The sequence below is a fragment of the Carboxylicivirga marina genome (genome assembly GCF_016612505.1).
In the GTDB taxonomy this organism is placed as follows: domain Bacteria; phylum Bacteroidota; class Bacteroidia; order Bacteroidales; family Marinilabiliaceae; genus Carboxylicivirga; species Carboxylicivirga marina.
Genome location: NZ_JAENRR010000011.1, coordinates 12,199 through 27,708 on the forward strand (window position 1 = coordinate 12,199; position 15,510 = coordinate 27,708).

Consider the following 15,510-nt stretch of genomic DNA (forward strand, 5'->3'; position numbering starts at 1 on the left):
ATGAAGATACTATTTAAATATTTGCCGGCGTTTGCTTTTATCATTTTTTGTGCCTGTCAGGAGAGCGAGCGCATGCTATTTAATTCTCAAGCAGCCATTTATTTCAACGTATCTGACAACCCTGGAGAGGAAGAGTCCGATAGCCTCATTTATTCTTTTGCAAAGGGGTTTAAACAATCGGATACTGTACATGTGAATGTGAAAATAATTGGAGAGACGACAAATTATGATCGCTATTTTAAAGTTTCTGTTGACGAATCGCTGACAACAGCAGTAGAAGGTGTTGATTTTAATGAATTGGCAGGTCAGTATAAACTGCCGGCTAATTCATTTACTGGTTTTGTGTCTTTGGTTTTAAATAACAGTTTAAAACTACAGGAACAATCTGTGTGTGTTGGACTACGTGTAGAGGAATCGGTTGATTTCAAAATTGGTTTGCAAGAGAAACTTACGGCACGAATTATTTTCTCAGATTTCCTGATGAAATCTCCCATATGGGATATATGGTTAAAATATTATTTTGGCACATACAGTCGGGTGAAGCACCGGGTTTTTTTGGAGCTTTTTAACATTGATGTGCCTCAATCTATGAGTGAAATGACAGAAGATGGTTTGTGGAGAAGTTATGGAACTATACTTAATAATTATTTTAAAGAGAACTATCCGGTATATGATGAAAAAGGATCAGTCATTGAACCTTGGCAATAACGATAATATTGATGAAAGCTATGAGAAGATCTAATTACTTTGCTTTATGGATTATTAGTTTAACGATTATTCTACATTCGTGTTACGACGATTTGGGGAATTACGATTATATGGAACTGAATGATATAAGCCTTTCTGGTATAGATAGTTTATACGTTGTAAAGCAGTTTGATACTTTGTCTATCACTCCTTTTATTTCTCAAAAGATCGAGGCTGACGAAAGTAAGCTAGAATATTTTTGGCATATGTATCCTGAGAATCGTATTAATTATTCAGATACATTGTCATTTGATAGAGACATGGAAAAAATCATTGGCTCCCCACCTGGGTTGTATATGGCTGCTTTTGAGGTTACGGATTCAGAGACAGGTGTTTTTTATAAGCATGAATTTTTTATTAAAGTGATCAGTAATTACTCTGATGGCTTGATGATTCTAAGTAATATAGATGAGCTCGCTAATGTCACTTTCATCAATACTGCCGGAGACCTATTTCATGATTTGTATTTTAAAGTAAATGGAAGCTATGCAGGTCGAAATCCAACAGCACTTGGTCATGGTCATTTTCATGACCGATCAGATAACGGAGTTATTATGATCTTATGTAATGATGAAGTAGGTGGAGTAGTCACTGAACCAATAGGATTCATGCATATAGGTGAATATTCAGATTTATTTTGGATTCCTCCTTCAGAATCGAAACCAATGGCATATTATTCTTTTGGAAGTTTTTATGATGATGCAGTCATAGATAATGGTCAGTTATACTTCAGAACCTGGTTTAGTATGCCTCCTGTACGTTATCAAGCACCACAAACACAAGAGACCAAACTTTACCCAGCTATATTTAAAGGAGGCTGGTCTGGATTGGTTGTTTACGACAATGCAAATGAGCGATTTATGGCCAAAGGAATGAATTATGCGAATGTTGTTCCAGAAAAAACTGGTGCTTTTAATCCGGCCGACGTCGGAATGCAGATGATTTATGGAGGTAAAGGGTATAAGGGGCTTGGTTATGGCGTTTTCTACGATGATAATTTAAGCGAATATTATATTTTGAGTTATACATTGTCAACATCATCCGTTACTCCGGGGCAAAAAACATTGTTATCTAAGGGTTCAGGAATAGATCAGGCCACTGCTTTTGCAGTTTATACACAATCCCCTTTGCTTTATTTTGCAGTCGATAATATCCTTTACTATTGGGATCAATCAAAAAGGGAAATCATTGCAGGCTATACCTTTGATGAATCATTGTCAATTGATTACCTGGAATTCGACGTTTATAATTCAAACCTTTTGTATGTAGGTACCAGTGATTCAAATTCAGTTTCGAAAAAACAAGGCAACCTGCACTATTTATCTGTTTCTTTTGACGGTGCAACAATCCTGACGAAAACATATCCTAATGTAGGTGGAAAAATTGTAGATGTAATGGACAAAAGACCATTGTAAGTGAATAATAAAGAGAAATGCTAAAATAAATGATATATGAATAATAACTTATCTAAATTAATACTAGGTCTTTTGACCATTGGATTCCTACTTGCTTCATGCACAAAAAAAAATGAATATGCATCAATAAAAGGAGTTTACAAAGGAATTCCTGAGGGAAAGGAAATTCACCTTAGCAAAGTGGCTCATGGCCAGCTTGAAAAAATTGCCGTTACTTCACTTGGAGCAGATGGACGGTTTGGATTTACATATTCTGTGGATGAGCCGGCGTTATATGTGACTAATATAGTGTGGAAAAAAAGTCAAAAAACTATTAACAGAGATCATAATCTCACTCGCTTTTACCTCGCGAACGGTGATGAATTAAATATTAATTTATGGGATGATAAATACGAATTAATACAGACTAATACAGCAGCCAATAAGTTATTAACCGAATGGAATAACCAGGTCGATAGTCTTTATACATTCTCACATGGCTTCGCCTATACCAGGGCTGATTACCAGGAGTTTTTTCCGTTAATTGAGAATTTTGAAGCTGAAATGATTTCATTTCAGGGGAAAATAAAAACAAGTGATAAGCATTTTAATGAACTGTTGAAATTATTGGTTGAAACAGACCTGAGTTATTCATGTCTAAATTTTTTGTTTACTCCAAGACCAAAACATGCTGATCGAGCTGATTATCCAGAGTTCTACGATAAAATTATTGAGATGTATAATCCTAAATCGGATCTGTTGCTTCATCTGCCAATTGGAAGTGCATACATGCATATTTTTAATATGTTTGCTCAAACTTCATTATCATCCATTCCTTCAACAGTCAATAAGCGTTTTGATATTTTTTCCGAACGGTTTGGTACCGACTTGTTAAAAGGATACTATGCTCTGTACAATCTTCATAGTTTCAAAACTTATGATTCCGAATTTTTAACGTACAGAAAGAAGGTTGAGCCATTTTTAGTATCTGATTACCTCAAGCAAAAGATGCAGGATTATGAAATCTCAATTCGTAAATTTGAACGTGGAGCGCTGGCTTTCGATTTTACAGGATATGATATGACCAATCAGGCGGTTAAATTATCAGATTTTAAAGACCAGATTGTATATGTTGATATTTGGGCCACTTGGTGCAAGCCATGTACCGACCAGATTCCTTATCTCAAAAAACTTGAGAAAAAATTTCAGGGTAAGCCAATTACTTTTCTTAGCCTCTCATTAGATGATCTAAGAGATAGAAAGAAATGGGAAGAATTTGTAGAATCAAAAGAGCTTGGTGGAATTCAGCTAATGAGTGACAAAGGTTTTGATTCTGATATAGCGAAAGCCTATAGTATTACATCAATACCCCGATTCTTACTGATTGACAAACAAGGTAAGATTATTTCTTCTAATGCAGTAAGACCTTCTGAAGAAAATACAGAAGCCTTGCTTAACTCATTACTATAACCTTGATGATAATTATTTATAGGCCTTTAATATAATTCTGTGTTGATGACATATTTAAAAATAAAGTTTATTCTTTTCTCTTTGGTATTAATGCTTGTTGTAGTTGGATGTCTGTCGAGAGCAACAAAGGAGCAGCCAAATGAAGTAAACAGAGTTTCTGAAGAAACATCTGCACCGGTGGATGATTATGAAGTGTTTAAAAAGTTTCTGGATAAAGCGTCTGGTTACTATGAAAAAAACGGAGGAATTACTTCAGATGTTTTAAAGAAGCAAATGCTGTCAGGCGATTGTAATATTAAACTTTTTAGTTCTGGTCAAAGGGATGTTCCTTTTAGCTTTTATAACCATACTAAGGAGCACGTACTTATTCAAGGAAATCTTTATAAATGTGATCATTGTCCTGATTTTCACCTAAGAATAGAAACTGCCTTTCCTATTACAGAGGATGGTTTGTGTGTATCCAACTATCATGTATTTAAGTCATACGATCCCTCAAAGCCAAATGATTACATTACTTCTTTTGTAATGGATTTCAAGGGGGAAGTTTATCCGGTGACCGAAATTATCGCAGCCAGTAAACAAGATGATTTGTGTATATTTAAGATAGAGTGTCCGCCTTCAAATTTTAAACCCTTGAAGTTAGGAGCTGATCTTCGCACCGGGGATGAAGTACAGTTAATTAGTCATCCCGACAGGCGATTTTTTAGATTAAGTAAAGGACATATTACGCGTAAGTACCTCAAAGCTGGAACATCTAAAATCAGGCAGAGTATTTCAGCAGATATAGGTACAGGATCATGTGGCGCGCCTGTATTTGATATTGAAGGCAAAGTTGCCGGGATTGTCACAGGAACAGAAAATGTCTATTATTTGCCGGGTAACAAGGGCTATCAAATGACGGTTAAAGAAATTGTTCCTGTTAGCCAATTGTTGAAACTAATCAATACACCGTCAAATTAATTAGCAGATAATTTCTGATAACTCAAGATAAAACAGATAATATTATGATGAAAAACACGATGAGGAATTTGATTTCGGGATTGATTGCTATCCTTCTGATGGCATCAGCCTGTCAGGCAGAAAAAGGGAATTTTGCCTACATAGAAGGCAGGTTTCATGGTGACACAAAGGGTATAAAGATCAATTTGAGTAAAGTTGTTAATGGTAAAACTTTGGCTGTTTCTAACTGTACGCCTGGAAATGAAGGTCGGTTTGGTTTTACCTGTCCCATAAATGAATCAGGTATTTATGTAATCAATGTAATTAAGAACGGAGGTATTTACAGCAGAGATGTAGGTTTGAATCGCTTTTTTCTGGAAAAAGGAACGACCATAGATCTTGATCTTTGGGGAGACAAATATGAGTTGCGAGAAACGAATAACCATAAAAATGAATGGCTAACAGAGCTTAATACATTGATGGATACCGTCTTTACCTATTCCCATGGTCAGTTTTTCTCCTTTTCAACATATGAAGAATTCTTTCCGCTACTACCTGAATATGTTGCTAATAATCAACAGTTTCAAAAACGCATTAATACGGGAGATAAAGATTTTGATGAGCTTTTAACTTTGATGGCTGAGACGGATATTAATTCTGCTTCATTAAAATTTGTTCAATCAATGCGAAAAAAGCACCCAAAGCGAGGTGATTATCCTGATTATTATGATGTTATACGTGAACAAAAGGCTCCTGTTTCTCCCCGAATGTTTGAGTTGCCAACTGGATTTGACTACATACTTAGTTATGCGCGTTTTGCTGTTAAAGAACTTCCTGAACAACCAGCCTGGGGTAGAAGTGTTCATAAATATATTGAGCTGACAAATAATGAGGTGTTCAAAGGTCATATTGCACTTTATTTCCTAAAAAGGAAACAAGCCTATAATCCACAATATCTGGAATTTAAGGAAGATATGACTCCATATTTGATCACAGATTATCTGAAAGATGAAGCGAGGAAGCATGATTTGTCAATTCGCCAATTTGCCAAAGGCACAAAAGCCTTCAATTTTGTAGGAACAGATACGGAAGGCAAAGAACATAGTCTGTATGATTACAAAGGTAGCCTGATATATGTAGATGTGTGGGCGACATGGTGCGGACCTTGCACGCAAGAAATACCTCACCTGGAAAAACTGGAAAAGAAGTTTCACGGGAAGAAAGTGAAATTTATAAGTTATTCTTTAGATAAGCCAAGGGACTTGAAAAAGTGGCAAGCTTATGTCAATAAACATAATATGAGTGGACTACAATTAGTAGGAGATAAGGGCTTTGGATCTGACATAGCTCAGGATTACGCCATTTCGTCAATACCTCGTTTCATGCTTTTTGATCAGGATATGAAAATTATTAGTGTGAATGCACCACGTCCATCAAGTGGAAAAGTGATTGAAGATTTGATCAATTCGCATCTATAGTATTGGGATATATAGAGCATGATGCATTTTTTAATTCCACGAATGCATCATGCATTTTTCGCTATTTTAACATCCTATTGCTAGTTTTAATTACTACCGCATACATTGGGTTAAATATTTTTTAAAATGAAACCAACATTATATCTGACTTGTATATTATTGTGTTACTTATATGCCTGTAATAATTATAAAACCTCCGGAGTAGAAGAGGTAATAGAGGACATCCGTTATACAAAGATATTTGAGTCTAAAGCATCCGATTACTATTCGAAAAATGGAGGTACATCATCTGATACATATAAAAAACAGTTGCTTAATGAAAAATGTGAAGTGAAATTGGATAGTATTTTACATGAAGCAAACGGAAGCCAAAACTTCTATACAACACATAAACATCAAGTTCTAATATATGGGAAAATGTACAATTGTGGGAACTGTCCGGAATGGCATATCTCAGCTGCTACAGCTTTCCCAATTAGTGATGACGGTATCTGTGCATCAAATTACCATGTATTTGATTCTTATAATCCTGATAGCTCGGAAGATTATGAAACATCATTTGTTATGGACCTCAAGAAAAATATTTATCCGATTGTTGAAGTACTTGCTGCCAGTAAGAAGGATGATCTAGCAATATTCAGGATTAACTGTGAACCGAATACTATCAAACCTTTGGTTTTAGGCAATGATTTGGTCAATGGTGGAGACGTTTGTTTAATTTCCCATCCCGACAGTCGTTATTATACTTTTACTCAGGGCATACTAAACAGGACCTATATTAAGCCAAAGGAAGGAATTTTGAGGCAAAGTATGTCAGCAGCATTTGCCAGGGGCTCAAGTGGTGCTCCTGTCCTGGATAGTACTGGTAAAGTGGTTGGTATAGTAGCAGGTACATCGCCCGTTTTCAGAAATGGCAATCCGAGCGAAGGCCATCAAATGATAGTTAATGAGATAGTGCCCGTGAGTCGTTTGAGGGCCCTGATAAACTGATATTTACATTTTGTACAGAATGTGTTAAGAGTTGTCTGAAACTAAATCAGACAACTTTTTTTATGCTCATATCTTAAAAGGTAACTTTATTGAACCCATATTTTGATAGCTAAAACGATAAAACTCATCTAAGCTTTTAAGCAGAATGTTCTATTAAAATCGAAAGATTCCTATAGGTTTAAAGCTAAGATTCTCTATATCGGGATTAAATCCGCCTAATACTTTAGTTCGTTTCATTCCTAATGCATAAAACGGGTTGAATTAGGCCGTAACTGATTTACTCTTATAAAAGTTAATTTTTACTATTCAGACATTGTTCTTCAGTAATATTGCTTTGATAATATTTGGTTATATAATTACAAAATTATCGTTGTTATTTGTATACTGTTTTGTCAATCATTTTATAATCTAATTCAACTAACTAACAGCAATCTTCTTCATATAGTTGTCTTAAAATAAAGCCCGCTCTTCTCTAGCTAATATACACTTGAGACTTAATGTTTGTATACGTAATGAATTCAAAATATTACGTTGAATTCGGATTAATACGGGTGTGTTTTTGAATTATAAAGCAAATAAAAGGTGGATAACCTTTTAGTTATCCACCTTTTATTAATTAGAATTATAGTTTGTTTTCCGATACTATCAATTAAATCAAGAAGTACTCCCTTTATAAGCAACCACTTCTTTCAAATTCTCCAACTTACTTATTTTTTAATCACTTTATGAACTTTTTCACCTTCTACAGATACGATATATATACCTGCCGGCTGAGAAGATAGATCAATGGTAAGTTCATTTGTGTTCGCGTAAACAGAGTTGATTAATGCTCCAGTAACACTATAAATCATCACTTTGCTTCCTTGACCTATATTGTTAATTTTAATCATCCCTGTTGTAGGGTTTGGACTTATGCTGATAGTCAATAAATAATCCTTTTTAACAGCAGTAGGTGTATCAAGTGTTTGCCATTTAAGGTATGGACGGGTATCGGAACTTATTTCACTGATAACGCCTATGTGCCATACATCAGAAAAGTTGAAACCTGTAAAGTTTACAGAAGACTCGAATTGTGTTGTAGTTAGGCCATTTGCATTTTCATTGGCAGCTGCCCCGTTATACATTGATGTCTCTGATGAGGTGGTTACATTCCAATAGCAGTTGGTAGGGGCAACTGAGCAGATGCCAGCAAAACCACCCTTATTGATCCCATTAGTAAGAGTTACAGTACCGGTCGAATAGCAGTGATTGAGGCGTCCGGCACCAAATCTCGCATCACCTGCAAAACCGCCAACTCTATCACTTCCTTCAACATTGCCTGTTGCATATGAATTAGCCACGCCTTTATAAACTAGAGTTTCACCAGGATAAGAAATATAACCAATCAACCCTCCAACATAGCTTTTATTAGCAGTTACAGACCCTGTGGCATAACATTGAGAAACTAATACCGTCATTGAGGTATTGCCTAATCTCCCAATCAAACCACCTGCGTAAGAACTCATTGATGCTCCTTCTCCCAATACATTTGCTGATGAAACATTATTTGTATATGTTCCAGTAGCTGCATATCCAACCAATCCGCCAATATAATCAGTTCCATCAATTGCTCCTGATGTTGAACAATTATCCATAGTAGTGGTAAGTGAATAACCTGCAATTCCACCAATATAGCTATCACCGGATATTGTGGCATTTATTAGTTTTATATTCTTAATTGTGGCCCCTTTTGTATATCCAAACAGTCCAATATAGTCAATTGTTGGACGATTAATTGTTAAGTTATTAATTGAATAAACATCGCCATCAAAAGAGCCAGTAAACTTAATGGCACTTGTACCAATAGGGATAAATCCTTCACCTCCATTAGAGGCGCTTGTGGTACTTGCATCAATATCTGCACCAAGTTTAAAATGATTAGTCCAAAGGCTATTGTTGGAGCTGACAACCTCTAACTGCTCTAAAGTTGTGATTATAAAAGGATCAATATCTGTACCGGTACCTCCGGTGAATACAGATGGATCGAAACCAACATTGGCTGTAATACTCGTAGGCGAGTCTGCAGCCACAGTTAAGGTATACGGGTTTTCTGTGCTTAACTCTGCTCCATTGGCAGTCCAATTGAGAAGAACATGATTGTTAACAACAGTAGCTGAAAGGCTCACAATATCTCCAATTGCATAAGTGCCTGTACCACTTAATGCGCTTATTTTTGAAGCAGGAACTCCATCAACAACTATGGTTATACCACCGTTAAACCATTTGAAATATGGGCGGGCATTGGCGTCTATTTCGGTAATGGTACTTATTTCCCAAATATTGGCATTTAAGCCTGGCAGGTTTGCCATGCTGGCAAATTGAGCAGTTGTTAATCCGAAACTTGTGTAATCGCCAGTATGGGTTTGACCTAAGATGGCTGTTTGTCCGGTAGCTTCTGTATCCCAATAACAATTGTTTATATAGGTTTCATTTCCAATCCCGGCAATACCTCCCTGATTATAGATCATTCCTCCGAAGACAATGTCAGGCTTGCCATCTACGCTCACTGCTGCAAAAGAATATGAATCCTGAACCGTCGATTTCATATATCCAACGATGCCACCTGCCTCTGTTAAAGAGTGAACAGAACCAGAGCTAAAACAACTTGTTGTTGAACCGTTTGACAAACCAATTAAGCCCCCGGCATAAATACTTGTACTGGATACTGTTGCTGTGGAGTAGCATAAGGTCACTTTATTCGACTGGCCAACAAGACCTCCGGTATTTTGACCTGCAGAAGTAACTGTACCTGTTGAATAACAAAATCGAAGCTCGCCTGTTGACTTACCAACAAGTCCACCTGTATCTGAATTAGTTCCAGTTACAGTTGCAGAAGAGTTACATTCTAAAATAAGAGATGGGCTTGAACCAATAAGCCCACCAATACTAGTTCCATTAATTCCTGTGCCATTACCGGAAACAGTTCCAGTGGTAGAGCACCTTGTTATTATATCGGCCGTACTACCCACGCTACCAATTAAACCACCAACAAATGTCTGCCCTGCTACTGTAACGTTAGTCAGACCTAAATCTGTTATGGATGAGACTCTGGTTGAACCAAAAAAACCTACCCAATTTGTTGCTGGCCGATTGATGGTGATATTGCTGATGGACTTGTTATTACCATCAAAAGTACCAGTAAAGGTATTGTCTGGCCCTTTGTTATCACCAATGGGATTAAAACCTTCATAAACAATTGGATCTGCCGATGGGTCAACAGGGTTCCAGGTGGCTGTTTCTGTAGCATCGATATCTGCTGTCAGGATATAGTAAGAGCTCATCCTGGTGACTATATCATCAGTGCCATCCACACCCTCAGATATCCAGCGAAGATGGGCGAGTGTGGATATTTGATATGGATTTGCCTCTGTTCCTTCTCCTGAAGGAAGTTCTGCAACTGTCTGTGCCATAATAGCAGCAGTTAATGCAAAATAAATTGATAATAATGTAAATAATTTTTTCATGCTTTAAACTTTATGTTAATAATTTATTAACGAACTCAGGTTTGTTATTTCAGACCTTTATATTATAAATACCTTGAAAATTTCAATTAGGTGAAAAGAGGGGTGATTTTTTTATGAAAATATTGACTTAACCATGTTTGGCTTGCTTAATGAAGATTTTAATCCAAGAGAGGGTACTTGCATTACTTAAGTACTCCTCAAGCGTCGATGAAGTATAGATAAAGTAATAGTCAACTATAACCTCAGTTGTTCCATTTGAATAAATAAGCAACCATCTGTCCAACCCATTTTTCCTGAAAATCTTAATATATTACCTATTTTTCATGCTTAGTGCCTATTATTCTCCTATATTTGAATACCTATTATTCACAAATTGCCATGAAAAAGAACCATTTTTCTCAAACAATAACCGTTTTTCAAGGACGCACAGCTCCTGAAGAGGGCAACATTGTGGGCTATGCTGCCATTATCAATACCTTGGAACTTCCGGTTCCTTTGCCTAATCGCTTGTCATTAATTAGCACCAAAAACAGGCGTTATGAGAAAGATGGTTGGCAAGTTTTCACCCCCAAGCATCAACCCGAAGATTCGCTATACAAACATTTAGTGTTTGCACTCAAATACGAAGGTATCAACTTACTATGTTTTAAATGCCTTTTCAACACCATGACCAATGATGAGGTCATTGAATTACTTGCAATTGAACCGACTGGACAATACAGTCGTAAAATATGGTTTCTTTACGAGTGGTTTACAGGTACCACACTCGACATGCCTAACCTTGGTGTAAAGAATTTTGTACCCTTACTCGATGACAAGCTGCAGTTTACTATTGAAGGACAGCGCTCTTCTCGTCACCGTATCATTAATAACCTGCCAGGTACTCCGGAATTCTGCCCACTCATTTATAAAACACCAAAGCTGCAAGCTCACATTGAAGCGAACCTGGCCAACAGTCAGAATACATACCTACAGTCCATTCATAAAGATGTACTGCAACGTGCATCATCTTTTCTGCTTTTAAAAGATTCGAAAGCATCTTTTACCATCGAGGGTGAAAACCCGGGTACCAAGCGTGCCCTTAGATGGGGAAAAGCCATTGGGCAGGCTGGCTCCAAAGACCTCAGTCTTGAGGAATTGATTCGACTACAGCAGCTCGTCATCGACAGCAAGCGTTTTACCCAGATGGGCTTACGTCAGTATGGAGGCTTCGTTGGCGAGCATGACCGCTCAACAGGGGAACCATTGCCGGATCACATATCCGCCAGGCATGAAGATTTAGAGCAATTGATAGATGGACTAATCGCCACAAATAAGCAACTCGAAGCATCTGACTTTGATGCAGTGCTGGCAGCCACATGTATTGCTTTTGGCTTTGTATTCATCCACCCGTTTGTGGATGGTAACGGACGCCTTCATCGCTACCTCATTCACCACATTCTGGCTAAGATGAGGTTCTCACAACAAGGTATTATCTTCCCGGTATCCGCATCCATACTCAATCACATCGATGATTATCGGCTTGTGCTAGAGTCCTACTCACATCCCGTTCTAGACTTTATTGAGTGGGAAACCACCGAGGATAATAATGTGCAGGTAATCAACGAAACGATTGATTACTACCGCTACTTTGATGCAACAGCGCAAGCAGAGTTCTTATACGACTGTGTCCTTGACACAATTAACAATGTCATTCCCGAAGAAGTCAATTACCTAAAGCACTACGATGACTTTAAGCGTTACATTGATAATCAGCTGGAGATGCCTGATAAGTTAATAGCCACATTGGTTCGCTTCCTTGAACAAAACAATGGGCGATTATCCAAAAGAGCACGTTCTAAAGAGTTCAAAGAACTCACTGAGACTGAAATAAAGGATTTAGAAACGCAATACCAAGAGATATTTATGAGCAATGACTAAAGCACTAACAAGGCTATGTATATACCCAAAAGATGTGAAGCGCATCACCGGTAAGAGTGAAAAGTCAAGCCGGCGCATTCTGCAAAACATCAAAGAAACATTGGGGAAGAAGGAGCACCAGTTCATTACAAGCGAAGAGTTTGCTAGCTATACTGGCATCGATGCCAACCTGGTTCGAGAATACTTGGTTGATTAATGAAGGTGAACTTTTTATTTCCATCGGTATCATCATACTCTATTCCTAACCAATTTGAATAAAATTGAAACACCTTGTTTGAATTCTTTAATATCATCCACAGTCAACCTTTATTCATAAAATAGCTATTTAACGATATTTTTATACTTCCTCTTCACAAAAAATTAGCCAATTTTGACAAAAATCGCATGGTTTTATTTCGTAACTTTGTCACTGTCAAAGGATATCAAAGACAATCAAATTCAATCATTTAAATCGGGAATCCCTCGGGAATCGCTAAAATTTGATTTTCACGACATGCTGTATATAAGAGATTTACAGAGGACGACACTCATCTTGTCATCCCGACAATTTAAACTTAAAAACTCTGTAGTTTTAAGTTTTTGATACCCTTGTTTATTAATAGATAAAATATTTTTGAGCTTTTTCCTGATATGCCTGAATGTCCTTATGCCACATTTCTTCAATATCAGCTACTTGCCATCGTTTAGTGAATGTTTTCCTGACTTTGTTGCTTCCGCAAACTTTATCAAACATGCTGATTCTTGACTCATCACAGAGTTCAAATACATTGTGCTCCGGCCATAAAGCATAGGCTTCTTGTAAGATGTAAAATTGGATAAGGGAAAGAGGAGCCTTCTCGTAATTGGTAAAATGCACCTGAACACCATGCACCATCTTGCCTTTTGACACACTATAATAGGGTTTGAAATGAACGGGCCTGAATGTAATGCCGTCTATTTGCAGTGCATTCAAATTGTTCGCAAGGCTATCTGCGTTTATCCATTCTGCAGCAAATAACTGAAAAGGTAAAGTGTAACCAACGCCTATATTATAAACGTATAGTTCACCAAGGATACCACTTACCGGATAAAAATAGGATGAATGGGCATGTGGTATGTGAGGCGAAGAAGGAATCCAAGGTAATCCTGTTTCTTCAAAGGTCATTGGACGCTTCCAGCCATTCATTTTAATTACTTCAAGCTCACACTGTACACCTCCTTTGAGCATTTTCTCGCCATTGAGCAATTTTGCTAGTTCACCAACGGTTAAGCCATGTACATATGGAATCGGGAATTGACTAACAAACGAAATAAACTCCGGCTCTGTTACTAAGCCTTCCATTTTTATCCCATTAAGTGGGTTGGGACGATCAAGTACAACCACCTTAATATTGTTTTCAGCTGCAGCTTCCATAGCAAGTCCTAGTGTGCTTATGTAGGTGTATGAACGAGAACCAATATCTTGTATGTCGTACACCAGTACATCAATTCCTTTTAGCATTTCTGGGCTTGGTTTTTTGTTCTTCCCATACAGGCTATATACCGGAAGGTTTGTTTTCGGGTCAGTAAAAAAGTTGACTTTGTCGCCTGCTGAATAATCGCCACGGACACCATGCTCTGGTCCAAACAAGGCAACTAGCTCAATATCTTGAGTATCAAATAAAATATCAATGGTTGATTTAAGTTGGCTGTTAACGCCTGTTGGATTGGTAATTAAACCAATCCGCTTGCCGGTAAGTGCTTTAAATTTTAAATCTTGTAATACTTCAATGCCAGTTTTTACTTTTTGAGCAGGTATTGAATTAATTTGAAGTATGAGTGTTAAAACTAGGATAAGGTATTTCATTGGTCATGGTATTGAGTTTGCTTATTTTTTTTCTTGTCTCTTAAAAAAATGCTTCGAGTCGCCCCATTCGTTATAGCCAATCTCACGCCCTGCCATTTCAACCCGTATGCTCAGGCAATTGGCACAATCGTCAGCTCCCTCATCGGTGCACGGTTTGTTTTCATATAAGGTGTAATCCTTTCTGTTGGCAGTTGGCGTAATGTTAGGCATGATTACGTTGGCACCATAGCGTAATGCTTTTTCTCTTCCCATAGGGTCAATCGCTTGAAGTGCAGTGGCTGCAGCCATATTGATGTCGGGCATTAATATGCGAAGTGTGGCAATCATGTTCAACGATACATCAAAGCGTCGCTGTAATGACCATAGGGCATCCTTGTGTTCGTATAGAGGTGTTTCGGTATGCTCGATAAATGGTCCCATGCCTACCATGTCAATGTTCGTGTTTTTAAAAAAAAGTAAATCATCGGCCAGATCATTATAGCTCTGAAAGGGTAGACCAATCATAACGCCTGTTCCTGTTTGATAACCTATTTTTTGTAGTGTTTTAAGGCATTTGATGCGGGTTTCAAAGTTGTGCTTTTCATCTTTAGGGTGAATTTTATAGTATAAATCCTGGTTTGAACTTTCAATTCGTAAGAGGTAGCGGTGAGCGCCGGCTTCAAACCAATCTCTGTAAGTTTCTTCACTTTGTTCGCCAAGAGAAATAGTGATGCCTAATTCACCATTTGTGGCCTCTTTTATTTTTTTTAGAAGGCTTGTGATGCGCACCGTAAAAGCTTTGTCGCTTCTTTCGCCTGATTGAAGTACCAGTGAGCCGTATTTGTTTTCATGTGCAAAAATAGCAGCGTCAACAATTGCTTTGTTATCAATATCGTACCTTTCGGAGTGTGTGTTGCTTTTTCGAATACCACAGTAGTAGCAATCTTTGGTGCAAAAATTTGAAAATTCGACCAGGCCTCTGAAATAGACTTTTTTTCCTAGGCTTTCTGTATAGGTGTTACCTACCTGCTTTAAAAAATAATCTCGTTCATCTCCTTCCAGACTAATCAGATAGCTTAGGTTTTCTTTTGTAAAGTCTTTATTATTAATGATTTTCCGGATTCTTTCTGTGCTCATCTTTCCCTTTTTAGATTGGGTAAAAATAAGAAAAAAACAATAGCTTATGGTTTGAAAATTGAATCATTCGTGTATTTTTGCGCAGGTAACAAATTGTTACTAAAAGTTATTTGGGTTAATGTGTTAGT

General features: G+C 37.3%; 11 protein-coding genes. 8 read left to right on the forward strand and 3 right to left on the reverse strand.

All coding sequences use genetic code 11. From position 1 onward, the window contains the following. The 6 genes from JIV24_RS06520 (at position 1) to JIV24_RS06545 (ending at position 7,018) form a co-directional block, all read left to right on the forward strand. Positions 1-708 carry a DUF4843 domain-containing protein gene (locus tag JIV24_RS06520; RefSeq protein WP_200464220.1) on the forward strand — a complete coding sequence of 236 codons (708 nt, stop codon included), beginning with the start codon at positions 1-3 and terminating at the stop codon, positions 706-708. A 20-nt stretch (positions 709-728) separates the two neighbouring features. Then, on the forward strand, positions 729-2,162 hold the full coding sequence (locus JIV24_RS06525; protein ID WP_200464221.1) for a PKD-like family lipoprotein: 1,434 nt from the start codon (positions 729-731) through the stop codon (positions 2,160-2,162). A 36-nt stretch (positions 2,163-2,198) separates the two neighbouring features. After that, on the forward strand, positions 2,199-3,611 hold the full coding sequence (locus JIV24_RS06530) for a TlpA family protein disulfide reductase (RefSeq protein WP_200464222.1): 1,413 nt from the start codon (positions 2,199-2,201) through the stop codon (positions 3,609-3,611). Positions 3,612-3,656: 45 nt separating this feature from the next. After that, the gene (locus JIV24_RS06535) at positions 3,657-4,571 is read left to right on the forward strand and encodes a S1 family peptidase (protein WP_200464223.1); all 915 of its coding nucleotides are present in this window, start codon (positions 3,657-3,659) and stop codon (positions 4,569-4,571) included. A 44-nt stretch (positions 4,572-4,615) separates the two neighbouring features. Beyond that, positions 4,616-6,028 carry a TlpA family protein disulfide reductase gene (locus tag JIV24_RS06540; RefSeq protein ID WP_200464224.1) on the forward strand — a complete coding sequence of 471 codons (1,413 nt, stop codon included), beginning with the start codon at positions 4,616-4,618 and terminating at the stop codon, positions 6,026-6,028. 126 nt (positions 6,029-6,154) lie between these two features. Beyond that, complete coding sequence (locus tag JIV24_RS06545; protein WP_200464225.1) at positions 6,155-7,018, forward strand: S1 family peptidase; 864 nt, start codon at positions 6,155-6,157, stop codon at positions 7,016-7,018. A gap of 707 nt (positions 7,019-7,725) precedes the next feature. Here the strand turns inward: JIV24_RS06545 and JIV24_RS06550 are convergent. Beyond that, positions 7,726-10,521 (reverse strand): T9SS type A sorting domain-containing protein, encoded by a 2,796-nt coding sequence (locus tag JIV24_RS06550; RefSeq protein WP_200464226.1) that lies wholly within the window; start codon positions 10,519-10,521, stop codon positions 7,726-7,728. 378 nt (positions 10,522-10,899) lie between these two features. Between JIV24_RS06550 and JIV24_RS06555 the strand changes: the two genes are divergently transcribed. Further along, entirely contained in the window at positions 10,900-12,441 is a 1,542-nt protein-coding gene (locus tag JIV24_RS06555) for a Fic family protein (protein ID WP_200464227.1), read from the forward strand. Further along, positions 12,434-12,637, forward strand: coding sequence for a hypothetical protein (locus tag JIV24_RS06560; protein ID WP_200464228.1), 204 nt, complete (start codon positions 12,434-12,436; stop codon positions 12,635-12,637). The genes JIV24_RS06555 and JIV24_RS06560 overlap by 8 nt, the downstream gene beginning before the upstream one ends. Before the next feature lie 399 nt (positions 12,638-13,036). Here JIV24_RS06560 and JIV24_RS06565 read toward each other — a convergent pair whose 3' ends face one another. Together JIV24_RS06565 and hydE are read right to left on the reverse strand one after the other, a co-directional pair. Further along, positions 13,037-14,266, reverse strand: coding sequence for an exo-beta-N-acetylmuramidase NamZ family protein (locus JIV24_RS06565; protein ID WP_200464229.1), 1,230 nt, complete (start codon positions 14,264-14,266; stop codon positions 13,037-13,039). A 21-nt stretch (positions 14,267-14,287) separates the two neighbouring features. Then, positions 14,288-15,382, reverse strand: a complete 1,095-nt coding sequence (gene hydE / locus JIV24_RS06570) for a [FeFe] hydrogenase H-cluster radical SAM maturase HydE (RefSeq protein WP_200464230.1) — start codon at positions 15,380-15,382, stop codon at positions 14,288-14,290. Between the last annotated feature and the right edge of the window lie 128 nt (positions 15,383-15,510).

What these genes read in the sequence shown, in the direction of transcription:
- JIV24_RS06530 (WP_200464222.1), top strand. Translation starts at nt 2,199, where the DNA reads ATGAATAATAACTTATCTAAATTAATACTAGGTCTTTTGACCATTGGA.
- hydE (WP_200464230.1), bottom strand. Translation starts at nt 15,382, where the DNA reads ATGAGCACAGAAAGAATCCGGAAAATCATTAATAATAAAGACTTTACA.
- JIV24_RS06525 (WP_200464221.1), top strand. Translation starts at nt 729, where the DNA reads ATGAGAAGATCTAATTACTTTGCTTTATGGATTATTAGTTTAACGATT.
- JIV24_RS06520 (WP_200464220.1), top strand. Translation starts at nt 1, where the DNA reads ATGAAGATACTATTTAAATATTTGCCGGCGTTTGCTTTTATCATTTTT.
- JIV24_RS06560 (WP_200464228.1), top strand. Translation starts at nt 12,434, where the DNA reads ATGACTAAAGCACTAACAAGGCTATGTATATACCCAAAAGATGTGAAG.
- JIV24_RS06565 (WP_200464229.1), bottom strand. Translation starts at nt 14,266, where the DNA reads ATGAAATACCTTATCCTAGTTTTAACACTCATACTTCAAATTAATTCA.
- JIV24_RS06540 (WP_200464224.1), top strand. Translation starts at nt 4,616, where the DNA reads ATGATGAAAAACACGATGAGGAATTTGATTTCGGGATTGATTGCTATC.
- JIV24_RS06535 (WP_200464223.1), top strand. Translation starts at nt 3,657, where the DNA reads ATGACATATTTAAAAATAAAGTTTATTCTTTTCTCTTTGGTATTAATG.
- JIV24_RS06550 (WP_200464226.1), bottom strand. Translation starts at nt 10,521, where the DNA reads ATGAAAAAATTATTTACATTATTATCAATTTATTTTGCATTAACTGCT.
- JIV24_RS06545 (WP_200464225.1), top strand. Translation starts at nt 6,155, where the DNA reads ATGAAACCAACATTATATCTGACTTGTATATTATTGTGTTACTTATAT.
- JIV24_RS06555 (WP_200464227.1), top strand. Translation starts at nt 10,900, where the DNA reads ATGAAAAAGAACCATTTTTCTCAAACAATAACCGTTTTTCAAGGACGC.